The following is a 19,278-nucleotide window of genomic DNA, read 5'->3' on the forward strand; positions in this document are numbered from 1 at the left end:
CAACGGGGCGAGAAGCGCCTCGATCTTGCTGTCGCACTCGACCACACGTTGCGCCACGCTGTCGTACATTGCCAGCGCCTGCGTCAGCACGAACAGGTGCTCCTCGCGCCAATTGCCCTGGAGCGCCTGTTCGAGCTGTTCGGGCCGGGCTTTGATTCCGCGCCGGCATAGCCCGGCCAGCCGAGCCGGGGAGCGCTCCCCGGCTACGATGGCGCGCACAATCGCCTGGCCACTGGCGCCCACCACATCGGAGAGCACGTCACCGAGTTGCACGTTCATCTGCACCAGCGCCTTCTGCATGCGCTGAACCTGGCGAGCTTGCTCCGTAATCAGCGTGTCGCGATGACGGCTTAGCGCTCGAAGCGCACACACCCGATCCTCAGGGCGGAAAGCGCCTTGCAGCAGTCCGAAACTCATCAACTGCTGCAGCCATTGGCAGTCCAGAACGTCGGACTTGCGCCCGGGCACATTGTGCACGTGCCGAGCGTTGACCAGCACCCACACGCAAGCCTCGCCGCTCCAGCACCTCAAAGACCGGGATCCAATACACCCCCGTGGACTCCATCGCCACCGTATCGACGCCCGAGTCGATCAACCACTGCGCCATTCGGTGCAATTCAGCCGTACTCACCCCGAAATTGCGCACCACCTCAGCGCCCCGATCCGGCGGTATTGCCACAAAGTGCATCGAACCCCCGACATCAATCCCTGCCGCATTCGGGTAGGCCACTTCCCATGAACTGCGCATCGCCATCGTTTGCTCCATAATGGGCTTGAACGGCCGCGCCAATGGGCTCGTCGTATCGACTCAATCTCTCAAGCGGGATGCGCCTCTACAGCGCTCACCAGTGTCGCCGACGAAACCCCGACCATGCTCACGACCGGGCACAAGGCACCAGTGAGGTGTCGGTCATAGCGCGCGGTCGTTCACCTTACCACTTCAGGTTTCTTAACCGCGCCTGCCCGCCTGCGGGCTAATACTGCTCACGAGGAGGGGTGGCGCGAAGCGCCGGGGTGGTGTGGTTTTCGATCGCGGACCACCCCGTCCGCGACACTGTCGCGTCCAGCCCCTCCTTGGTAAGGAGGGGAAATCTCTAGTGCCTTCCCCTCCTCTCACGAGGAGGGGTGGCGCGAAGCGCCGGGGTGGTGTGGTTTTGCTGCAAACCACCCCGTCCGCGACATTGTCGCGTCCAGCCCCTCCTTGTCAGGAAGGGAATGAGTAGTCCCGCCCCTCGTCAGGAGGGGAATGAGTTTCCTACGACAACCCGTCGCCCACCTCGACGTTCTCGGCCTTCAGCTCCATGCCCGAAGCCTTCGCGCCCAGCATGATCAGCGTCGCGAAGTCCTGGTCGGTGTAGCCGTTGTCGATGAGCGTCTGCACCATGTCGCGGGTGATCGATGCAAGCGGCATCTGCACACCGAGCTCCTTCGCCGCCGAAAGGCCGAGTTCGATGTCCTTGCGCAGCAGCTCGGGCGTGAAGGTGACGGCAAAATCGAGATTCACGAGCGCCGGCGTCTTGTAGCGCGTGAACATCGAGCCCATCACGCTCTTGTTAAGGAAGTCGAGGAAGGCGTGGCGCTGCATGCCGGCCTTCTGCGCGAGCAGTGTGATCTCGCACAAATTCTGGATCACGACGCCCAGCATGACGTTGTGGCAGATCTTGGCGATGCGCGAGAGCTCGCCGTCGCCGACGTAGGTGACGCCCGAGCCGACCGCGCTCAGGTAGGGCAGCACGGTGTCGTAGGCATCCTGCGGGCCGGACGCGACGAAGGTGAGCTTGCCGGCCTTGATGACCTTGGCATTGCCGGAGACCGGCGCGGCCAGCAGCTTTACGCCCCGCTTGGTCAATTCGGCGCGAATCTCGGCCGACTCCGGGATCGAGATCGAGGTCGAATCGACCACGATCTTCGGCGCCTTCCCGCCCGACATGACCCCGTTGGGCCCGTACAGCACCTCCTTTACGTCCTTGCCGGTCGACACCATCGTGAACACGATGTCGCACGCGCCAAGATCCGTGAGCTTGTCGACCACCTTGGCGCCGTACTCCTTCAGCGGCTCGGCTTTGGCGCGAGTGCGGTTCCATACCGAGAGATCGCAGCCCGCCTTGGCGAGCAGTTGCGCCATGGCGTAGCCCATGCGGCCGATGCCGATCCATCCGAGCTTGTGCTGGTTCATTGTCCCGTTTCCCGTGCGTAAGAGTGTTTCGTGAACCGACCGTGCCGTCATTCCCGCGCACGCGGGAATCCAGGATGGCGTGCGTCTCGCTGAACCATCCTCTGCCTGGATTCCCGTTTCACGGGAATGACGACGATTACGGTCTACACAGCTACGAGCTACACCACATCGTCGATCCACATGCGTGTCTCGACGATCCGCTTCAACTCCTTGAGGAAAGCCGCCGAGTAGGCGCCGTCGACGGCCCGATGGTCGAACGACTGCGCCAGCACCCCGACCGGACGCACCGCGATGCTGTCGCCTTCCGGCGCTTCCACCACGACCGGACGCTTGCTCACCCCGTCGGTGGAAAGAATTGCGACCTGCGGCGGGTTGACGATGGGCGCGGTGATGAGCGTGCCGAACACGCCCGAATTCGAGATCGTGTACGTCGGCTGCGACAAGTCGTCGGGCTTGAGCTTATTGCCTCGGGCCGCGAGCGCGAGCCGACGGATTTCGCGCGCCAGCGCCGGTACGTTTCGATCCTGTGCATCCCGGATCACCGGAACCACCAGGCCTTCGTGGTTCAGGTCGACCGCGATGCCGAGCTGCACGCGGCGCGAAACCACCAGGTTGTCGCCGTCGATGCGTGCATTGAGCTGTTCGTAGCGCTGCAAGGCCTGGCACACGGCCCAGGCGAGGAAGGGCAGGTAGGTGAGCTCGAAGCCTTCGCGCGCCTGCCACGCCGCCTGCCTGGCGCGGCGCGCCTGCTCGATGCGCGAGTAGTCCGCCTCGACCGCCTGCAGCACATGTGGAACCACTTGCCAGGCGCGCGTCATGGCCGCGGCGGAGCGGCGGCGGATGTTGTTGAGGGGGACGATCACTTCTCCGGCCTGCGCGACACGCGAGGCGGCGTACTCAGCCGTCGCCGGCTCAATTTCCCTCACCCCCGGCCGCTCTCCCGGAGGGAGAGGGGAGCCAGGAACTAGCCGGCTCGCTGGTACGGGCGCTGGCATCGGCATGGGCTCCGCCGCCGCGGCGCCGGGTCCGCGAGCGACCACGAACGGCACGGCCGCCTCGGCGCTCGATGCCGGTTGCATGGCGGGCGCCCGGTGCGCCAGGAATGCCTGTACATCGTCGCGCGTCACGCGGCCGTCCCGGCCGCTGCCACGGATGGCCGCTGCATCGAGCCCGTGCTCGGCGAGGAGCCGCCGCACCACCGGCGAGAGCTTTTGCTGCGAGTCGCGTTCTGCTGCTATCGAGGGAGCAGTGCCAGCATCCGGGTATTGGGCGTTGTCATTCCCGCGCACGCGGGAATCCAGAAGCGAAGCCGGGCTCCGGGCTTCCGCTTGCGCGGCAGCGACCGACCGGCGGACGTCAGTGTTCTCTCGAGTCGGCCCCGCCGCAGCGACCTGCTCGCCGGCCGACCGGACCACTGCGAGGCGCGTACCCACCTTTACTGTCGTTCCCGCAGGCACGAGGACCTCGGCCAGCACGCCTGCCACCGGGCAAGGAATCTCGGTTGCCACCTTGTCGGTTTCGACGTCGAACAGCGCCTCGTCGGCCCGCACGCTTTCGCCGATCTTCTTGTACCAGTTGGTGACCGTTCCCTCGGCGACTGTTTCGCCGAGCTGCGGCATGAGGATGTCCATGCGGCTGCCTTCCCGTCTCTCAACCCATGGTGCGGCGAACCGTCTCGACGATGCGCTCCACCGATGGAATCGTTGCGTCTTCGAGCGCGTCGGCGGCCGGCAGCGGAATATGCGGCGTGGTGATGCGCACAATCGGCGCATCGAGGCTCCAGAAGCCTTCCTCCGCGACGATCGAGGCGATCTCCGCGCCCCAGCCGCAAAGACGCGGATTTTCTTCCACGGTGTACAGGCGCGCGGTCTTGCCCACCGAGGAAAGCAGCGTGCGCGTATCGAGCGGCACGAGCGAGCGCACGTCGATGACTTCGCACGCGATGCCATCCTCGGCGTGCAGCCGTTCGGCCGCTTCCAGCGCCCGCGGCACCATGAGCGCGAGCGCGGCGATCGTGCAGTCCTTGCCCGCGCGCAGGATCTTCGCGGTGCCGAGCGTATCGACCGTCTCGCCGTCCGGAACCTCGCCCTTGATCGGATAGAGCGACTTGTGCTCGAACACGATCACCGGGTCGGGATCGCGCACCGCCGCGGCGATGAGCGCCTTCACGTCCGCGGGGGTCGAAGGCGCGACCACCTTGAGCCCCGGGATCGCCATGGCCCAGTTCTCGACGCTTTGCGAATGCTGCGCGCCGAAGCGCGACCCGGCGCCGTTGGCGGTGCGGATGACGAGCGGCAACGAGATCTGGCCGTTGGTCATGTAGCGCGTCTTCGCGATCTCGTTCGCGATCATGTCCCAGCACACGCCGAAGAAATCCGAGAACATGATCTCGGCGATGGGCTTGAGCCCCGTCATCGCCGCACCCATCGCGGCACCGATGATCGCCTGCTCGGAGATCGGCGTATCGCGCACGCGCCGTGGGCCGAAGCGCTCGAACAGGCCCACCGTGGCTTTGAACACGCCGCCCGCAGCGCCGATATCCTCGCCCAGGAACACCACACGCTCGTCGCGCGCCATTTCCTGCGCGATGCCGGCCGCCACCGCGTCGCGGTAGGTCAGTTCCGCCATGCCGCGCCTCCGTCGGCCCAAACGTCCTTTTCGATGAGCGACAGCGGCGGCGGGGGCGAAGCCTTGGCGGCCTCGGTCGCTTCGTTCACGCGGCGCTCGGTATCGGCTTCGATTGCGCCGAGATCCGTCTCGGCGAATCCGAGCGAGACCAACCGCTCGCGATAGATCTTGATCGGGTCGCGCTGCAACCACTGCTCGAGCTCGCCCTTGGGCCGGTATTGCGCCGGATCGGCGCGCGAGTGGCCGCTGTGGCGATAGGTCATCGCTTCGATCAGCGCGGGCCCTTCACCGGCGCGGGCGCGGGCGAACGCTTGCGAGGCGGTTCGGAACACGGCGTCGGCATCGTTGCCGTCGACGATGACTCGCGGCAAGCCGTAAGCCGCGGCACGATCGGCGGCCGGATGCTCGACCGCGGTCACTGTCCCGATCGGCGTGTATTCCATGTAAAGGTTGTTCTCGCACACGAACACCACCGGCAGCTTCCAGATCACGGCGAAGTTGAGCGCTTCGTGGAATGTGCCGATGTTGGTGGTACCGTCGCCGAAGAAGCAGACCGTCACCTGATCGGTGCCTCGGTACTGCGCCGACCAGGCAGCGCCGCATGCCACCGGCAGATGCGCGCCGATGATGGCGTAGGAGCCCATCGCGCCGTGCTCGACCGAGGTCAAATGCATCGAGCCGCCCTTGCCGCCGGTGACGCCGCATTCTCGCCCCATCAATTCGCCCAGCACGCCCGTCATCGATACCCCGCGCGCCAGGGTGTGGGCATGACCGCGATAGGTGCAGAAGGTGTAGTCGTCGCGCCGCATGCCGAGCGCGAACCCGGCTGCGACTGCTTCCTGGCCGAGCGAAAGATGGCTCGTGCCCTTGACCAGGTTCTGCAGGAAGAGGTCGTAGGCGCGCTTCTCGGTGAGCCGCAGCTCCAGCAGCAGGCGAAACATCCGCAGCCGCTTCTCGCGGCCGATATCGTCGTCCGCCACCGAGACCGGCCGCGGTTGATCGAGTGCCGTCATGTGATCGTTCTCCATGGCTCCGTGCAGGGCGCCCGGTCCGAGCGCCGAGTCGCGGCGCTTGCGTCGTTCCCTCAGATTCATGAGGCGGTTCCGGCGCCGGGCGCGCTGCCCGCGATGATCTTGCCGGGGTTCATCAGATTGTGCGGGTCCAGCGCGAACTTGATGGTGTGCATGAGCGCCAGCGCATCGCCGTGCTCGGCACCCATGAAGGGCAGCTTGCCGTAGCCGACCCCGTGTTCGCCGCTGCAGGTGCCGCCGTGCGCGAGCGCGCGGCGCACGACCTGCTCGTTGAGCGCGGCTGCGCGCGCCACTTCCTCGGCATTGTCCGGGTCGACCAGGATGACGAGATGGAAATTGCCGTCGCCGACATGGCCGACGATCGGCGCGATCAGGCCGGAACGCTCGATGTCCTGCTTGGTGGCCGTCACGCACTCGGCCAGATGCGAGATCGGTACGCACACGTCGGTGACATAACCGCGCGCGCCGGCTCGCAGCGACAGGCCGCCGTAGTAGGCATCGTGCCGCGCCTGCCACAGCCGATTGCGCTCCTCGGGACGCGTTGCCCAGCGGAAATCGCTGCCGCCGTTGCCGCGCGCGAGCTCGCCCACCATTTCGGCCTGCTCGGCCACACCGGCCTCGGTACCGTGAAACTCGAAGAACAGCGTCGGCGCTTCCGCGTGGTTCATCTTCGAATAGTTGTTGACGCCGCGCACCTGCATCTCGTCCAGCAGCTCGATGCGTGCGACCGGGATCGCCGACTGGATGGTCTCGATCACCGTGTCGACCGCGGCCTGCAGCGTGGGAAAGGCGCACACCGCGGCGCTCATGGCGGGCGGCACGCCGTGCAGGCGCACCGCGACTTCGGTGATCACGCCGAGCGTGCCCTCGGAGCCGACGAAAAGCCGCGTGAGATCGTAGCCGGTCGAGGATTTGCGGGCGCGGCTGCCGGTACGGATGACGCGGCCGTCGGCGAGCACCACCGTGAGCCCGAGCACGTTCTCGCGCATGGTGCCGTAGCGCACGCTGGTCGTGCCGGATGCGCGCGTGGCCGCCATGCCGCCGAGGGTTGCGTCTGCTCCCGGGTCGACGGAAAAGAACAGCCCCGTGTCCTTGAGCTCGGTGTTCAATTGCTTGCGCGTGACGCCCGCTTCGACGCGCGCATCCATGTCTTCGGCATTGACTGCGAGCACCCGGTTCATACGGCTCATGTCGACGCAGATCCCGCCATGCAGGGCGGCGACGTGGCCTTCGAGCGAGGTGCCGACGCCGAACGGAACGATCGGCACGCGGTAGCGCGCGCAGGCGCGCACGATCTCGGCCACCTCGTCGGTGGTTAGCGGGAAGACGACGGCGTCCGGCGGCGCCGGCGCATGCCACGATTCGTCCTGCCCATGCCGCTCGCGTATCGATTGCGCGGTGGTGAAGCGCTCGCCGAAGCGAACTGCCAGCTCATCCCGAAAAAGGGGCCAGGCTCGATTTTGTTCAGACGTGAACGTCATGGCTGGAAACAGCGTCCCGGGATTCGTCATTCCCGCGCAGGCGGGAATCCAGACAATGCGCTTCGTTCGCAATTAAAGCATGCGCAAGCCTTGCGAGGTCAGGTCTTGCCTGTTGCAAGGCAGTCAGTGCGGAATGCAACAAGCAAGACCTGACCCCAGCTAATACTTGTTTGAAACCGGCAGTTCCTGCGCCGGGAAGAGCGTGATGATTTTCGCCCCGTCCGGCGTGAGGACCACCTCCTCCTCGATGCGCGCGGCCGAGATCCCGTCGGCCGCCGGGCAGAACGTTTCCACTGCGAACACCATGCCGGCCTTGAGCTCGTACGGGTCCTTGAACGAATTCAGGCGCGAGATGAGGGGACGCTCGTGCAGCCCGAGCCCCAGCCCGTGGCAGAAATTGAGCCCGAACGCCGCCATTTCGGTCTCGAACCCGATCTCGGTGCTCTTGGGGAAAGCCCGCGCCACCTTGTCCGTCGACATTCCGGGCTCCAGCATGTCGATCGCCCCGTCCATCCATTCGCGCGCCTTTTTGTAGGCGTCGATCTGCGCCGGGCTCGCTTTCCCGACCGCGAAGGTGCGGTAGTAGCAGGTGCGATAGCCCATGAAGGACTGGATGATGTCGAAGTACGCCTGGTCGCCTGGGCGGATGAGTCGATCGGTGAAGTTGTGCGGATGCGGGCTGCAGCGCTCGCCGGCGATCGCGTTGATCGCCTCGACGCAATCGGAACCGAGCTCGTAGAGCTTCTTGGTCGCGAGTGCGACGATCTGGCTCTCCTTCACTCCGGGCTTCAGCGCCTCCATGATGTCCTGGTAGACCCCGTCCACCATGGCCGAGGCCGTGTTGAGCAGCGTGATCTCGTCGTGGCTCTTCACCTCGCGCGCGGCAAGCATCATCTGCTGCCCGTCGCGCACCTCGATCCCCTGCTTCTGCAATGCGAACAGCATGCCGGGCTCGCACACGTCCAGCCCCAAGGGCATGTCGGCCACGCCCTCGCGCAGCAGGATGTCCTTGATCTCCTTCGCCGCCGCCTCGAACAGCCCCACCTTGGGCCCGATGGCGCCGCGCATGCCGGGGTTGCCCGCGAGGCAATGGTCCTCGGCGAGCCAGGGACAGTAGAGCTTGTGATGCCGCGCGGCCGAGCCGAAATCCCACACCCACGGCGTGCCGTTGCCGGTGAGCAGCGTGTAGCGGATCAGCTTGTCGCGCGCCCACTCGCCGATCACGGTGCTCGATATGTAGCGGATGTTGTGCTGATCGAAGCACAGTATCGCGCCCATACCCGATGCGGCCAGCGCCTGGCGGGTGCGGGCGAGCCGGTAGCGGTGCAGGCGCTGGAAATCGACGCGCTCCTCGAAATCGACCTGGCTCACGCCGGGGGCCTGCAGCGGCCGGTGCCAGCGATGCCCGGGGTTCAGATCGGCTGGATCGACCGGGATTGCCTCGGGGCGCTTGGACCGCTTTGCCATCTGGCTCCTCGCTTACGTATGTTTTCGTGGTTGCCATTTGCGCACGTCGTCTGTGCTACGGTGGCCCCAGGCAGCGCGCTTCATTCCCGCGCCGCAGACTAGGCAATAAGGGCTGATGGGTCAAGGAGGAGGGCGACCGCGCACGGGGCGACTGCGAACAACCTGCTTCAGCATGGAGAAAACCACTCCCCGCCTGACAAGGAGGGGCTGGACGCGACAGTGTCGCGGACGGGGTGGTCCTCGATTGAAAACCACACCACCCCGCCTCCTTCGCCGGCACCCCTCCTCATGAGAGGAGGGGAAACACACCACCCCGCCTCGATCCAGACGCGAAATCCGGCCTCGGCCTTGTTTGGGCTACCATCGGCCCTATCTAACAGGCGCTTCGTCCAAGAGGAGTCGATCCATGCGTGTGCGTCTCGTGCTGCTGGCCTTGATGGCAGTCCTGACCCTTACCGGCTGCGGCTACAACACGTTGCAAAGCACCGACGAGCAGATCAAGGCGTCGTGGGCCGAAGTGCTCAACCAGTACAAGCGGCGCGCCGATCTCATTCCCAATCTCGTCAACACCGTCAAGGCCTATGCTGCGCACGAGCAGGCGGTGCTGACGGGCGTCACCGCAGCGCGTGCGAAAGTGGGCTCGATCCAGGCCACGCCCGAGCTGGTCAACGATCCGGAGGCGTTCGAGAAGTTTCTCGCTGCGCAACGCGAGATGTCGTCGGCCTTGGCGCGGTTACTGGTGGTGGCCGAGAACTACCCGCAGCTGAAAGCGGACCAGAACTTTCGCGATCTGCAGGCGCAGCTCGAAGGCACGGAAAACCGCGTCGCCGTGGCGCGCAATCGCTACATCAAGGCGGTGCAGGAGTACAACGTGACCGTGCGCTCGTTTCCGAGCAACCTGACCGCGATGATGTTCGGCTACAAGACCAAGCCGAGCTTCACCGTGGAGGACGAGAAGGCGATCGCCGAGCCGCCCAAGGTGGACTTCGGCGCGCCGGCCAAACCGCCGGCAGGTGCACCGGCGCCGACGCCGGCGCCCGCGCCCGCACCAGTACCCGCGAAGTGAGGCTGCAACGGCTTTCGAAGTGAGCATCGCGCTGCGACTGGCAAACCCCGCCGGTCACTTCCGGGCCGACCGCCGGGCTGCCGGCTTGGTCCTGGTCGCGTGGCTGCTCGTTTTGCTGTGCACGGCGGCGTCGGTGCAGGCGCAGGTCCCCGTGCCGAAGTTGAGCGCCCGCGTCACCGATCTCACCGGCACGTTGACCGCGGAGCAGCGCCAGGCGCTGGAAACCCGGCTGGCGGAGTTCGAAGCACGCAAGGGCGCGCAGATCGCAGTCCTGCTGGTGCCGACCACGCAGCCGGAGACCATCGAGCAGTATGCGCGCCGGGTGCTGGACGAGTGGAAGCTCGGCCGCAAAGACATCGACGACGGCGCGCTGCTGCTGGTCGCGCTGCAGGATCGCAAGCTTCGCATCGAGACCCAATACGGGTTGGAAGGCGTCATGCCCGACGCCATCGCCAACCGCATCATCGACGAGATCATCACGCCGCGCTTCAAGCAGAAGGATTTCTACGGCGGCATTTCGGCGGGTGTCGAGCGCATGATCGGCGTCGTCGAGGGCGAACCGTTGCCGCCGCCGCAGGCGAAGGGCGGGCGTTCCGGAAACCGGGGCGGCAACTTCGAGAGCCTGCTGATGATCGGCTTCGCGCTCGTGTTCGTGGTCGGAGGCGTGCTGCGGGCAATGTTCGGGCGCGTCGGCGGCGCGGCGCTGACCGGAGGCATCGGCGCCGTCATCGCCTGGTTCATCGTCGGCTCGCTGCTTGCGGCCGGCGCGGTCGCGCTGATCGTCTTCCTGCTGAGCACCGTTTTCGGTGTGGCGGGAATGGGCCGTTCCATGCGTCGCGGCGGCTACTACGGCGGCGGCTGGGGCGGCGGCGGCTCCTGGGGCGGTGGCGGTGGATGGTCCGGCGGGGGAGGCATGGGCGGAGGCGGCGGAGCCTCCGGTAGCTGGTGAGGCGGCGATGGAGCTTGCGCGCGCACTGAAGCATCTGCTGATCCTGGATCGCATGGCGCTACGCCCGTTTCCGCGCGCGGCGCTGGACCGGATCGAGCACGCGATCGGCGTCTCCGAACGCTCGCACGGCGGGGAACTGCGCCTGGTGCTGGAAGCCAACATGAGCCCGCTGGAAGTGCTGCGCGGGCGCAGTGCACGCGACCGGGCACTGGAGCTTTTTTCGCTACTGAGAGTCTGGGACACCGAGCACAACAGCGGGGTCCTGATCTACCTGCAAATGGTCGATCACCGCATCGAGATCGTGGCCGATCGCGGCATCAGCCGGCTCGTTGCGCAAAGCGAGTGGGACGCCATCTGCCGGCGCATGGAAAGCGCGTTTCGCGGCGGAGTGTTCGAAGCCGGCACCGTGGAGGCGATCGGCGAGGTGACGCAGCTTCTGAACCGGCACTTCCCGCCGGGCGAGCACAATCCGGACGAACTGCCCGACCGGCCGGTGATCATCGTATGACGCGAAATTCCGGGCACGTCGGCTGCGGCCTACGCTGGTTCGGAGTTGCAACCGCGCGACAGGGCCGGCAGCGGCGGGCGCTGGAACGCCCCGCGGCTGCCGCCACGTCTAGCGGAATGGCATAGAATTCAATCGACTTGCGCTGGATGCGGCACGCAAGCCAACCCCATTCATGGCAACAGGAGGCACCCCGTGGCTGCGCGCTCACTCGCTTCGCTGACCATTGCTTTCGGGCTCGTCTCGATCCCGGTCAAGCTCTATTCCGCGACCCAGGCTTCCGGCGGGGTTCATTTCAACCTGTTGCACAAGACCTGCGGCTCGCGCCTGCGCCAGCAGTACATGTGCATCAAGGAAGACGTGGTGGTCGAGCGCGCCGAGATGACCAAGGGCTACGAGTTCGCCAAGGACGAGTACGTGATGTTCACGCCCGAGGAGCTGAAGGAGCTCGAGGAGACCGCCACGCACGCGGTCGAGGTGAGCGAGTTCATTCCCATCACCGCGATCGATCCGGTCTATTACGACAAGGCCTATTACCTCGCGCCCGACAAGGGCGGCGCCAAGCCCTATTCGCTGTTCCTCGAAGCGATGCGGCGCACCGGGCGCTGCGCGCTCGGCCGCTACGCCGCGCGTGGCAAGCAATACATCGTTCTGCTGCGTCCGACCGAGGACGCGCTGATCATGCAGCAGCTGCTCTACGCCGACGAGGTGCGCCGCGCCGCCGATCTGGAAATCGCGCCGGCGGAAGTGCGCGAGCCGGAGCTGAAGCTCGCCACGCAGTTGATCGAACAGATCTCGAATGACGAATTCCACCCCGAGGCGTACGAGGATACAGTCAAGCAGCGCATCGAGGCGGCCATCGAGCGCAAGGTCGAAGGCAAGGAGATCTCCGTGTCGGCGCCCCCGTCCGAGACCGGCGGCGCGCAGGTGATCGATCTCATGGAGGCGCTGCGGGCAAGCCTTGGCAAGCAGAAGGCTGCACCCGAGCGGGCGCCCGCTGCGGCGGCCGAGCGCGCGCCGGCCGCAGCAGCCGAAGCGCGCGGCCGCAAGCCGCCCAAGCGCGCCGGCGCAGCCGGTATCGAATCCGCACCGGCGCCGGCACGCAAAAGCGCACGCAAGTAATGGCTCCCGCATGGCAGAGTATTCTCTGCGCGAGGTCGTTCAGCTTGCCGGATTGAGCCGCCACATCGTGCGGCGGCTCGTGCAGGAAGGGATCGTGACCCCGGAGCGGGCGCGCAATCGCGAATATCGCTTCTCCTTCCAGGATGTCATCGTGCTGCGTACCGCGCGCAGCCTCCATGCCGCCAACATTTCTCCGCGCCGGATCGTGCGCTCGCTCAGGCGGCTGCGCACGCTGCTGCCGGCCGCCATGCCGATGTGCGGGCTGCGAGTGAGCGCGTTGGGGGCCGATGTGGTCGTGCACGACAGCGACCTCAAGTGGGAGGCCGATTCGGGCCAGCTGCTGCTCGATTTCGATCTCAGGACCGATGCCGGAACGCCGCGCGTGATCGAGCGGCGCGCCGCCCAGCCGAGCGATGCCAAGGCCCACTTCGAGACCGCCTGCGGGCTCGAGGACGACGATCCGGAGCGCGCCTGCACCCATTACCGCCAAGCGATCGCCTGCGATCGCGCGCACCTCAGCGCGTACATCAATCTCGGCTGCCTGCTGCACGAATCGAAGCGCATGGACGAGGCCGAGGCCGTGTACGAGCAGGCGCTCGCGGCGTGCGAGGACAGGAGCGTGCTGTGGTTCAACCTCGGCGTGCTGCGCGAGGACCTGGGCCGCACCACCGAGGCCGTTCACGCCTATCGCAGCGCGCTGCAATCCGATCCCGAGCTGGCCGACGCGCACTACAACATCGCCCGGCTGTATGCCGCGCTCGGGCGCGAGCAGGACGCGGTGCGCGCCTACAACGATTATCGACGGTTAGTTCGCGAGGCGCCGCGATGAGCCGTGCGGAGCCGGGGCGCAAGGCACCGCGATGAGACAGTCCGGCGCCAGTGACGGACGCGGCGCCGATCCGCTTCGGACCTACGCCCGCAAGCGTTCGTTCCAGGCCACACCCGAGCCGCCGCCCGGCACGGCGCCGCGCCACGACGGCCCGCTCCTGTTCGTCGTGCAACAGCACGCGGCGCGGCGCCTGCACTGGGATTTTCGCCTCGAAGCGGGGGGCGTGCTGTTGTCGTGGGCGGTGCCGAACGGTCCCTCGCTCGTAACCGGCGAGAAACGTTTGGCCGTGCGCACCGAGGACCATCCGTTCGACTACGCCTCGTTCGAGGGCGTCATCCCGAAGGGGCAGTACGGCGCGGGCGAGGTGATCGTCTGGGACACCGGCGTGTATTCGCCCGACGAGCATGGCGAGTACGCATTCGACGATCGCGAAGGGGCCGAGCGGCGCATCGCGCAAGGGCTCGCGCGCGGCAAGCTCAGCATCTTCCTGCGCGGCCACAAGCTGAAAGGTTCGTTTGCGCTGGTGCGCATGAAGGAAGCGGACAAGAAAGAAGCGGACAACTGGCTGCTGCTCAAGCATGGCGACCGCTTCTCGCGCGCCGAGCCGCCGGTGACCGATGCGACGCACTCGGTGCTGACGGATGTGACGCTGGAAGACCTGACACGGCCCGGTCGCGATGTGTCGCGAATCGAGGCACGACGCCTCACGCCGAGCGGCAAGCGCAGCCCCTTGCCCCGGGGGATGGCCCCGATGCTGGCCACGCCCGAATCCGAGCCGTTCGACCGGCCGGGGTGGCGCTACGAACCGAAGCTCGACGGCTATCGCGCGTTGGCCGTCATCAAGGACGGCGAGGCGCGGCTGCACTCGCGCCGCGGCGGGCTGGATCTCAACAAGCCTTTTCCCGACATTTTGGAGGCGTTGCGCGCCCAGGCGATCGAATCGATGATCCTGGACGGCGAGCTGGTCGCCTTCGACGCGCAAGGCCGGCCGTCGTTCCACGCGCTGCAGAATACGGTGCCGGGGCCGAGACCCGGCGGGCGCCACGCCGATCCGGGTAGCCCGGCGGCCACGTGCGTGCTGTTCTGCTTCGACCTGCTGTATTTCGCCGGCATCGATCTGCGCGAGCGCCCCTACGAGGATCGGCGCCGTTACCTCGAACAGTGCCTGCTGCCCTCGGCGCAGCTGCAGCTCGTGCACGTGGAAGACGATGGCCTCGCGCTGTATGCGGCCGCCCTCGAAGCGGGCTTCGAGGGCATGGTGGCCAAGCGCCGGGACAGCAAGTACGAAGCCGGCCGGCGCTCGCGTCAGTGGGTGAAGGTCAAGCGCGTCGATACGTCGGAGTTCGTGGTCGGCGGCTACACGCGCGGCAAGGGCTGGCGGGCCTCGCAATTCGGCTCCCTGTTGCTCGGCGAGCCGGCCGGGCGGAAGAAGCTCGAGTACGTGGGGCGCGTCGGCTCGGGCTTCGACGACATGCGGCTCGCCGAGCTCAAGCGCCGCCTGGAGCCGTTGAAGACGGCTACGATGCCGTTCCTCGAGCGGCCGGACGAGGTGCAGGGCGCGACCTGGGTGAAACCCGAGACCGTGGTCGAAGTGCGCTATGCCGAGGTGACGCCGCTGGGGCTATTACGCGCGCCGGTGTTCGTGCGCGTGCGCGACGACAAGCCGGTCGAGGCGACCGGCGCGGCCGTTGAGAGCGCGTCGGCGGACGAAAGCCGCGGCCGCGCACGACGCATGACGGACGAAAGCGGGCGGCGTGCGATACGCACGAGCGAGCGATCGAGCCGGGCGCGCGAGCCGAAAGCAAAACAAACCGGGCACGCGCCGGATGACATCGCGGCCGTCGTCGCGCAGCTCGATGGCAAGGCGGCGAGGATGTCGCTCGAAGTGCAGGGCGAGACGATCGCCCTCACCAATCTCGACAAGGTGCTATGGCCCGAGGACCGCGAGCTCGACCAGCGCGCGTACACCAAGCGGGATTTCATCGGCTACCTCGCGCGCGTGTCGCCCTACATGCTGCCGCATCTCGCCGATCGGCCGCTCACCATGATCCGCATGCCGGATGGCATCCACGGCGAGCGCTTCTTCCAGAAGCACTGGGAGCACAAGCTGCCGCGCTTCGTCGAGCGCGTCGAGGTGTTCTCCGAATCGAAGAGCGAGCAGCACGAGTACCTCCTGTGCAACAACCTCGTCACCCTGTTGTGGCTGGGACAGATCGGCACGCTCGAATTCCACGTTTGGCATTCGCGGGCGAACCCGGCGCCCGAGCTCGCCGAGGCGGCGCTCGACTATGCCTCCTCGCTCGAAGCGCTCGAAGCCTCGGTGCTGAACTATCCCGACTACGTCGTGTTCGATCTCGACCCGTACATCTATTCGGGCAAGGAGAAGAAGGGCGCGGAACCGGAGTTGAACGACGTTGCCTTCGAGCGCGGCAAGGAGGTTGCCTTCTGGCTGCGCGAGCTGATGCGCTCGATGGCTTTGGAGCCGATCGTGAAGACCTCCGGCAAGACCGGTCTGCACGTCTACCTTCCGATCGTGCGCACCATCGACTTCGACGCGGCCCGGGCCGTGTGCGAAGCGATCGGCCGGCATCTCATGCAGCAGCATCCCGACGCCATCACCATGGAATGGAGCACGCGCAAGCGCACCGGCAAGATCTTTTTCGATCACAACATGAATGCCCGGGCGAAGACTTTGAACGTCGCCTACTCACCGCGCGGCGTTGCGGGCACCCCGGTATCGATGCCGTTGACCTGGGAGGAGCTGGAGCGCGCGCACCCACTGGACTTTCGGATGGACAATGTGATCGAGCGGCTGCAGCGTAGCGGGGATCGGTGGCGCGACGCGCTCAGCGCCAAGCAGGACTTGACGCGCTCGCTGGCCGGTCCGACCGTTGCGGGGCGGAAGTCCGATGGTCGCCCCGGGCGGCGGAGTGGCTCCGGGCGAAAAGCCTAGGCTATTCGCGGTTGCGTGAGGCGCCTTCCCATGAGCTCGCTCGATTTTCAATCGCCGCGGCGGTTCGCGCTGCTGTCCATCGCCACCTCGCTCGTCACCCTCGCGCTCAAGTTCGGCGTCTATTTCCTGACCGGCTCGGTGAGCCTGCTGTCGGATGCGCTGGAGGCGTTCGTCAACCTGGCCGCGGGCATGATTGCGTTCGGCGCGCTCACCATCGCCGCGCGTCCCGCCGATGCCGATCATTCGTATGGACACGACAAGGCGGAATACTTCGCGAGCGGGGTCGAGGGCGTCCTGATCCTGTTGGCCGCCGGTTCCATCGTGTATGCGGCGGTCCCGCGCCTGTTCTCGCCCCAGCCCCTCGCGCATCTCGGCATCGGGCTGGCGATCGCAGTGATCGCGGCGGCAGCGAACTACGCCGCCGCGCACCTGATGCTGAAGGGCGCGCGCCGCCACGACAGCATCGCCATCGAGGCCGACGCCCAGCATCTCATGACCGACGTCTGGACCACTGCCGCCATCGTTGCCGGCTTGCTGCTCGTGTGGTTCATGCCCGCCTGGCACATCCTCGATCCGTTGCTGGCGGTGGCGGTCGCGCTGCGCATCGTGGCAACGGGCATCGATCTGCTGCGCCGTTCGACCAACGGTCTCATGGATACCGCCTTGCCGGCCGAGGAAATCGAGCGCATCGAGCAGGTCGTTGACGCGCATATTTCACCGCAGGCGCAATACCAGGCCATGCGCACCCGCAAGGCGGGCGCTCGGCGCTTCATCGAGTTCAACCTGCTGGTGCCCGGCGCCACAGCGGTAAGCGATGCGCACGGCTTGTGCGACCGGATCGAGCACGCGATCCAGGGCGCGCTGCCGAATGCATCGGTGGTCATCCACGTCGAACCGCGGGAGATTCGCCCTGGTGCCGCGGCGCAGGCTCAGGCGCTCCCCGGACGCGAGTGAGCATCGGGCCGCTTTCTGCTACGCTAACCAATTCGTGTAACCAGAGGCTACGACCATGGCCAACCGACCCGACGACCGCTTGACCGAAGTGAAGATGGACCCCGATGACCTGCACCTGGAAGAGGTCTTTACCGATCGGCGCGTCGGCACCATCCGGCGGCTCACGCCGGTGAACGGCAAGGGTGCTATCGATACGACCCGCGCCGTGTCCTATATCGGCGAAACCCAGGTCATGACCTCGGTCGGCGCGTTGCCGATCTCGTTCGAGATCGAGGCCAAGGATCTGGGCGAGGCCGCAGCCAAGTTCGGCGCCGAAGCCAAGGATGCAATCGAGCGCACCATGCACGATCTGCACGAGATGCGCCGGCAAGCGGCTTCGTCGATCGTCGTGCCGCAGGGCGGGATGGGCGGCATGGGTGGTCTCGGCGGCGGTGGTGTGCCGGGTGGCGGCAAGATTCAGATACCCTGAGGCAGGCATGTTCGAAGACAGGCTCGCGCTTCATACCTGGTCCCTGGATACCACGCCGCTTACTGGAGCGCTTGCGGCCTGCAAGCAGGCCGGATGGAACGGGGTCGAGTTGCGGCGCATCGACTTCGTTCGCTGCCAGGAAGCGGGCCTCGACAATGCCCAGGTGCTCGAGCTGGTGCGAGCGTCGGGGCTCGAGGTCGCCTGTATCGGCACCGAGTACGGGCTCATGTTCGCTGAAGGCGGCGAGCGCGACCGGCTGCTGGAGATGCTCAATCTGACGTGCCGCAACGCCCGCGCGCTGGGTTGCGAGCTGGTGATGATCGCGCCGGGCCAGAACAGCGGCACGCTCGAGACCGCGGTCGCGAATTTCCGGGCGGCGGGCGAGGTGGTCGAGCGCCACGGCGTGCGCCTGGCGCTCGAGTTCAACTCCCAGCACCCGGTCATCAATCGTCTCGCGGTGGGCCGCGACCTGGTCGCGGCGACCGCGCATCCGAGCTGCGGCCTGCTGCTCGACACCTACCACATGGAGCGCTGCGGCGACGGTGGGGGCAGCTTCGCGGCAATGGCGCCGCGCGAGATCTTCGCTTTCCAGTACAGCGACGTGCCTGCCGGCGCGCCTGCAAACGAGCGCCGTCCCACCGATCGCCTGCCGCCCGGACAGGGCTGCGTGCGCTGGCTGGAGGTGTTCCGCCTGCTGGCCGAGAAGGGTTATGCGGGATACTTGAGCTACGAGGCGCCGAACCCGCTGCAGTGGGCGCGTCCGCCGGTCGAGGTCGCACGTGAAGCGCTGCAGGCGACCCGTTCGCTGCTGCGGGAGTCCGAACGTGCGCCATGAGGCCGACTTCTAAAACGAGCCAATTCACCGAGGAACGATCATGTACGAGCACATTGTGGCGGAAGTGGAAGACGGCGTGGGGGTCGTGACTCTGAATCGACCCGACAAGATGAATGCGATGAACCGAAAGCTTAGCCACGAGCTGCACCACGCGGTGAAAGCGTTCGAGGCCGACGATGCGATCGGTTGCATCGTGATCACGGGGGCTGGTGAGCGTGCATTCTCGGCCGGCGGCGACATCCACGAGCAATTGAAGGACGATGCGCGCTATTCGGACGAAGAGCGCGACGCGATGCGCAACTCGCAGCGCAGCTTCGAGATCTCCGCTTGCGCCAAGCCGACGATCGGCATGATCAATGGCATCGCCTATGGCGGCGCCGCAGTGCTCGCATCCTCGCTCGATATGCGCATGGGCTGCGAAGGCACCCGGTTTCGTTTTCTCGCCGCCGCATATGGCCGGATCAACAGCACCTGGACCCTGCCCAACCAGGTCGGCTGGCCGATAGCCAAGGAGTTGCTGTTCTCGGCTCGAATCGTGGAAGCCGAGGAAGCCTACCGCATCGGGCTGCTGAATCACCTGGTGCCGCGCAGCGAGCTGCGCGAAAAGACGATGGCGCTGGCGAAGACGATCGCCGCCAACCACCGCGGCGCGGTCGTGGGCATCAAGCAATTGATGCTGCAGCAGATGACGATGGGACTCGATGCCCAGCACAAGGCGGAGGTCGACTACACCACCCATGTGTTGCGAGGCGCGAAGGCGAAGGAGGCCTTCCCCGAGTTCATCGCGCGCAAGGGCCTGGCGACCGGGTGACC

17 protein-coding genes are annotated in these 19,278 nt (G+C 66.5%); 10 read left to right on the plus strand and 7 right to left on the minus strand.

Annotation, left to right across the window (positions count from 1 at the left end):
- The 7 genes from GEV05_14685 to GEV05_14715 form a co-directional block, all read right to left on the minus strand.
- Positions 1 to 504: transposase (locus GEV05_14685; protein ID MPZ44617.1), on the minus strand; the 504-nt coding region annotated here is incomplete at its 3' end.
- A gap of 751 nt (positions 505 to 1,255) precedes the next feature.
- Complete coding sequence (locus tag GEV05_14690; protein MPZ44618.1) at positions 1,256 to 2,176, minus strand: NAD-binding protein; 921 nt, start codon at positions 2,174 to 2,176, stop codon at positions 1,256 to 1,258.
- A gap of 158 nt (positions 2,177 to 2,334) precedes the next feature.
- The gene (locus GEV05_14695; protein ID MPZ44619.1) at positions 2,335 to 3,807 is read right to left on the minus strand and encodes a dihydrolipoyllysine-residue succinyltransferase; all 1,473 of its coding nucleotides are present in this window, start codon (positions 3,805 to 3,807) and stop codon (positions 2,335 to 2,337) included.
- A gap of 19 nt (positions 3,808 to 3,826) precedes the next feature.
- Positions 3,827 to 4,804: an alpha-ketoacid dehydrogenase subunit beta gene (locus GEV05_14700; GenBank protein ID MPZ44620.1), complete on the minus strand. Its 978-nt coding sequence runs from the start codon at positions 4,802 to 4,804 to the stop codon at positions 3,827 to 3,829.
- Complete coding sequence (locus GEV05_14705) at positions 4,792 to 5,817, minus strand: pyruvate dehydrogenase (acetyl-transferring) E1 component subunit alpha (GenBank protein MPZ44621.1); 1,026 nt, start codon at positions 5,815 to 5,817, stop codon at positions 4,792 to 4,794. Before GEV05_14705 ends, GEV05_14700 begins: the two co-directional genes overlap by 13 nt.
- A 77-nt stretch (positions 5,818 to 5,894) precedes the next feature.
- On the minus strand, positions 5,895 to 7,316 hold the full coding sequence (locus tag GEV05_14710; GenBank protein MPZ44622.1) for an FAD-binding protein: 1,422 nt from the start codon (positions 7,314 to 7,316) through the stop codon (positions 5,895 to 5,897).
- Positions 7,317 to 7,475: 159 nt separating this feature from the next.
- Entirely contained in the window at positions 7,476 to 8,783 is a 1,308-nt protein-coding gene (locus GEV05_14715; GenBank protein ID MPZ44623.1) for a M24 family metallopeptidase, read from the minus strand.
- A gap of 406 nt (positions 8,784 to 9,189) precedes the next feature.
- On the opposite strand from GEV05_14715, the gene GEV05_14720 reads away from it, so the two are divergent.
- From GEV05_14720 to GEV05_14765, 10 genes are all read left to right on the plus strand, one after another.
- Complete coding sequence (locus GEV05_14720) at positions 9,190 to 9,849, plus strand: LemA family protein (protein MPZ44624.1); 660 nt, start codon at positions 9,190 to 9,192, stop codon at positions 9,847 to 9,849.
- Positions 9,850 to 10,009: 160 nt separating this feature from the next.
- Complete coding sequence (locus GEV05_14725) at positions 10,010 to 10,798, plus strand: YgcG family protein (GenBank protein ID MPZ44625.1); 789 nt, start codon at positions 10,010 to 10,012, stop codon at positions 10,796 to 10,798.
- A 7-nt stretch (positions 10,799 to 10,805) separates the two neighbouring features.
- Positions 10,806 to 11,306 carry a hypothetical protein gene (locus tag GEV05_14730; GenBank protein MPZ44626.1) on the plus strand — a complete coding sequence of 167 codons (501 nt, stop codon included), beginning with the start codon at positions 10,806 to 10,808 and terminating at the stop codon, positions 11,304 to 11,306.
- A 192-nt stretch (positions 11,307 to 11,498) separates the two neighbouring features.
- Positions 11,499 to 12,425 (plus strand): Ku protein, encoded by a 927-nt coding sequence (locus tag GEV05_14735; GenBank protein MPZ44627.1) that lies wholly within the window; start codon positions 11,499 to 11,501, stop codon positions 12,423 to 12,425.
- A gap of 10 nt (positions 12,426 to 12,435) precedes the next feature.
- Positions 12,436 to 13,254, plus strand: a complete 819-nt coding sequence (locus GEV05_14740) for a tetratricopeptide repeat protein (protein ID MPZ44628.1) — start codon at positions 12,436 to 12,438, stop codon at positions 13,252 to 13,254.
- 31 nt (positions 13,255 to 13,285) lie between these two features.
- Positions 13,286 to 16,207, plus strand: a complete 2,922-nt coding sequence (locus tag GEV05_14745) for an ATP-dependent DNA ligase (GenBank protein MPZ44629.1) — start codon at positions 13,286 to 13,288, stop codon at positions 16,205 to 16,207.
- A gap of 30 nt (positions 16,208 to 16,237) precedes the next feature.
- Positions 16,238 to 17,161, plus strand: a complete 924-nt coding sequence (locus GEV05_14750) for a cation diffusion facilitator family transporter (protein MPZ44630.1) — start codon at positions 16,238 to 16,240, stop codon at positions 17,159 to 17,161.
- A 55-nt stretch (positions 17,162 to 17,216) separates the two neighbouring features.
- On the plus strand, positions 17,217 to 17,630 hold the full coding sequence (locus GEV05_14755; GenBank protein MPZ44631.1) for a hypothetical protein: 414 nt from the start codon (positions 17,217 to 17,219) through the stop codon (positions 17,628 to 17,630).
- A gap of 7 nt (positions 17,631 to 17,637) precedes the next feature.
- Complete coding sequence (locus tag GEV05_14760) at positions 17,638 to 18,465, plus strand: TIM barrel protein (protein ID MPZ44632.1); 828 nt, start codon at positions 17,638 to 17,640, stop codon at positions 18,463 to 18,465.
- Positions 18,466 to 18,505: 40 nt separating this feature from the next.
- Entirely contained in the window at positions 18,506 to 19,276 is a 771-nt protein-coding gene (locus tag GEV05_14765; GenBank protein ID MPZ44633.1) for a hypothetical protein, read from the plus strand.
- Positions 19,277 to 19,278: the final 2 nt, after the last annotated feature.

The sequence above is a fragment of the Betaproteobacteria bacterium genome (assembly GCA_009377585.1).
In the GTDB taxonomy this organism is placed as follows: Bacteria; Pseudomonadota; Gammaproteobacteria; order Burkholderiales; family WYBJ01; genus WYBJ01.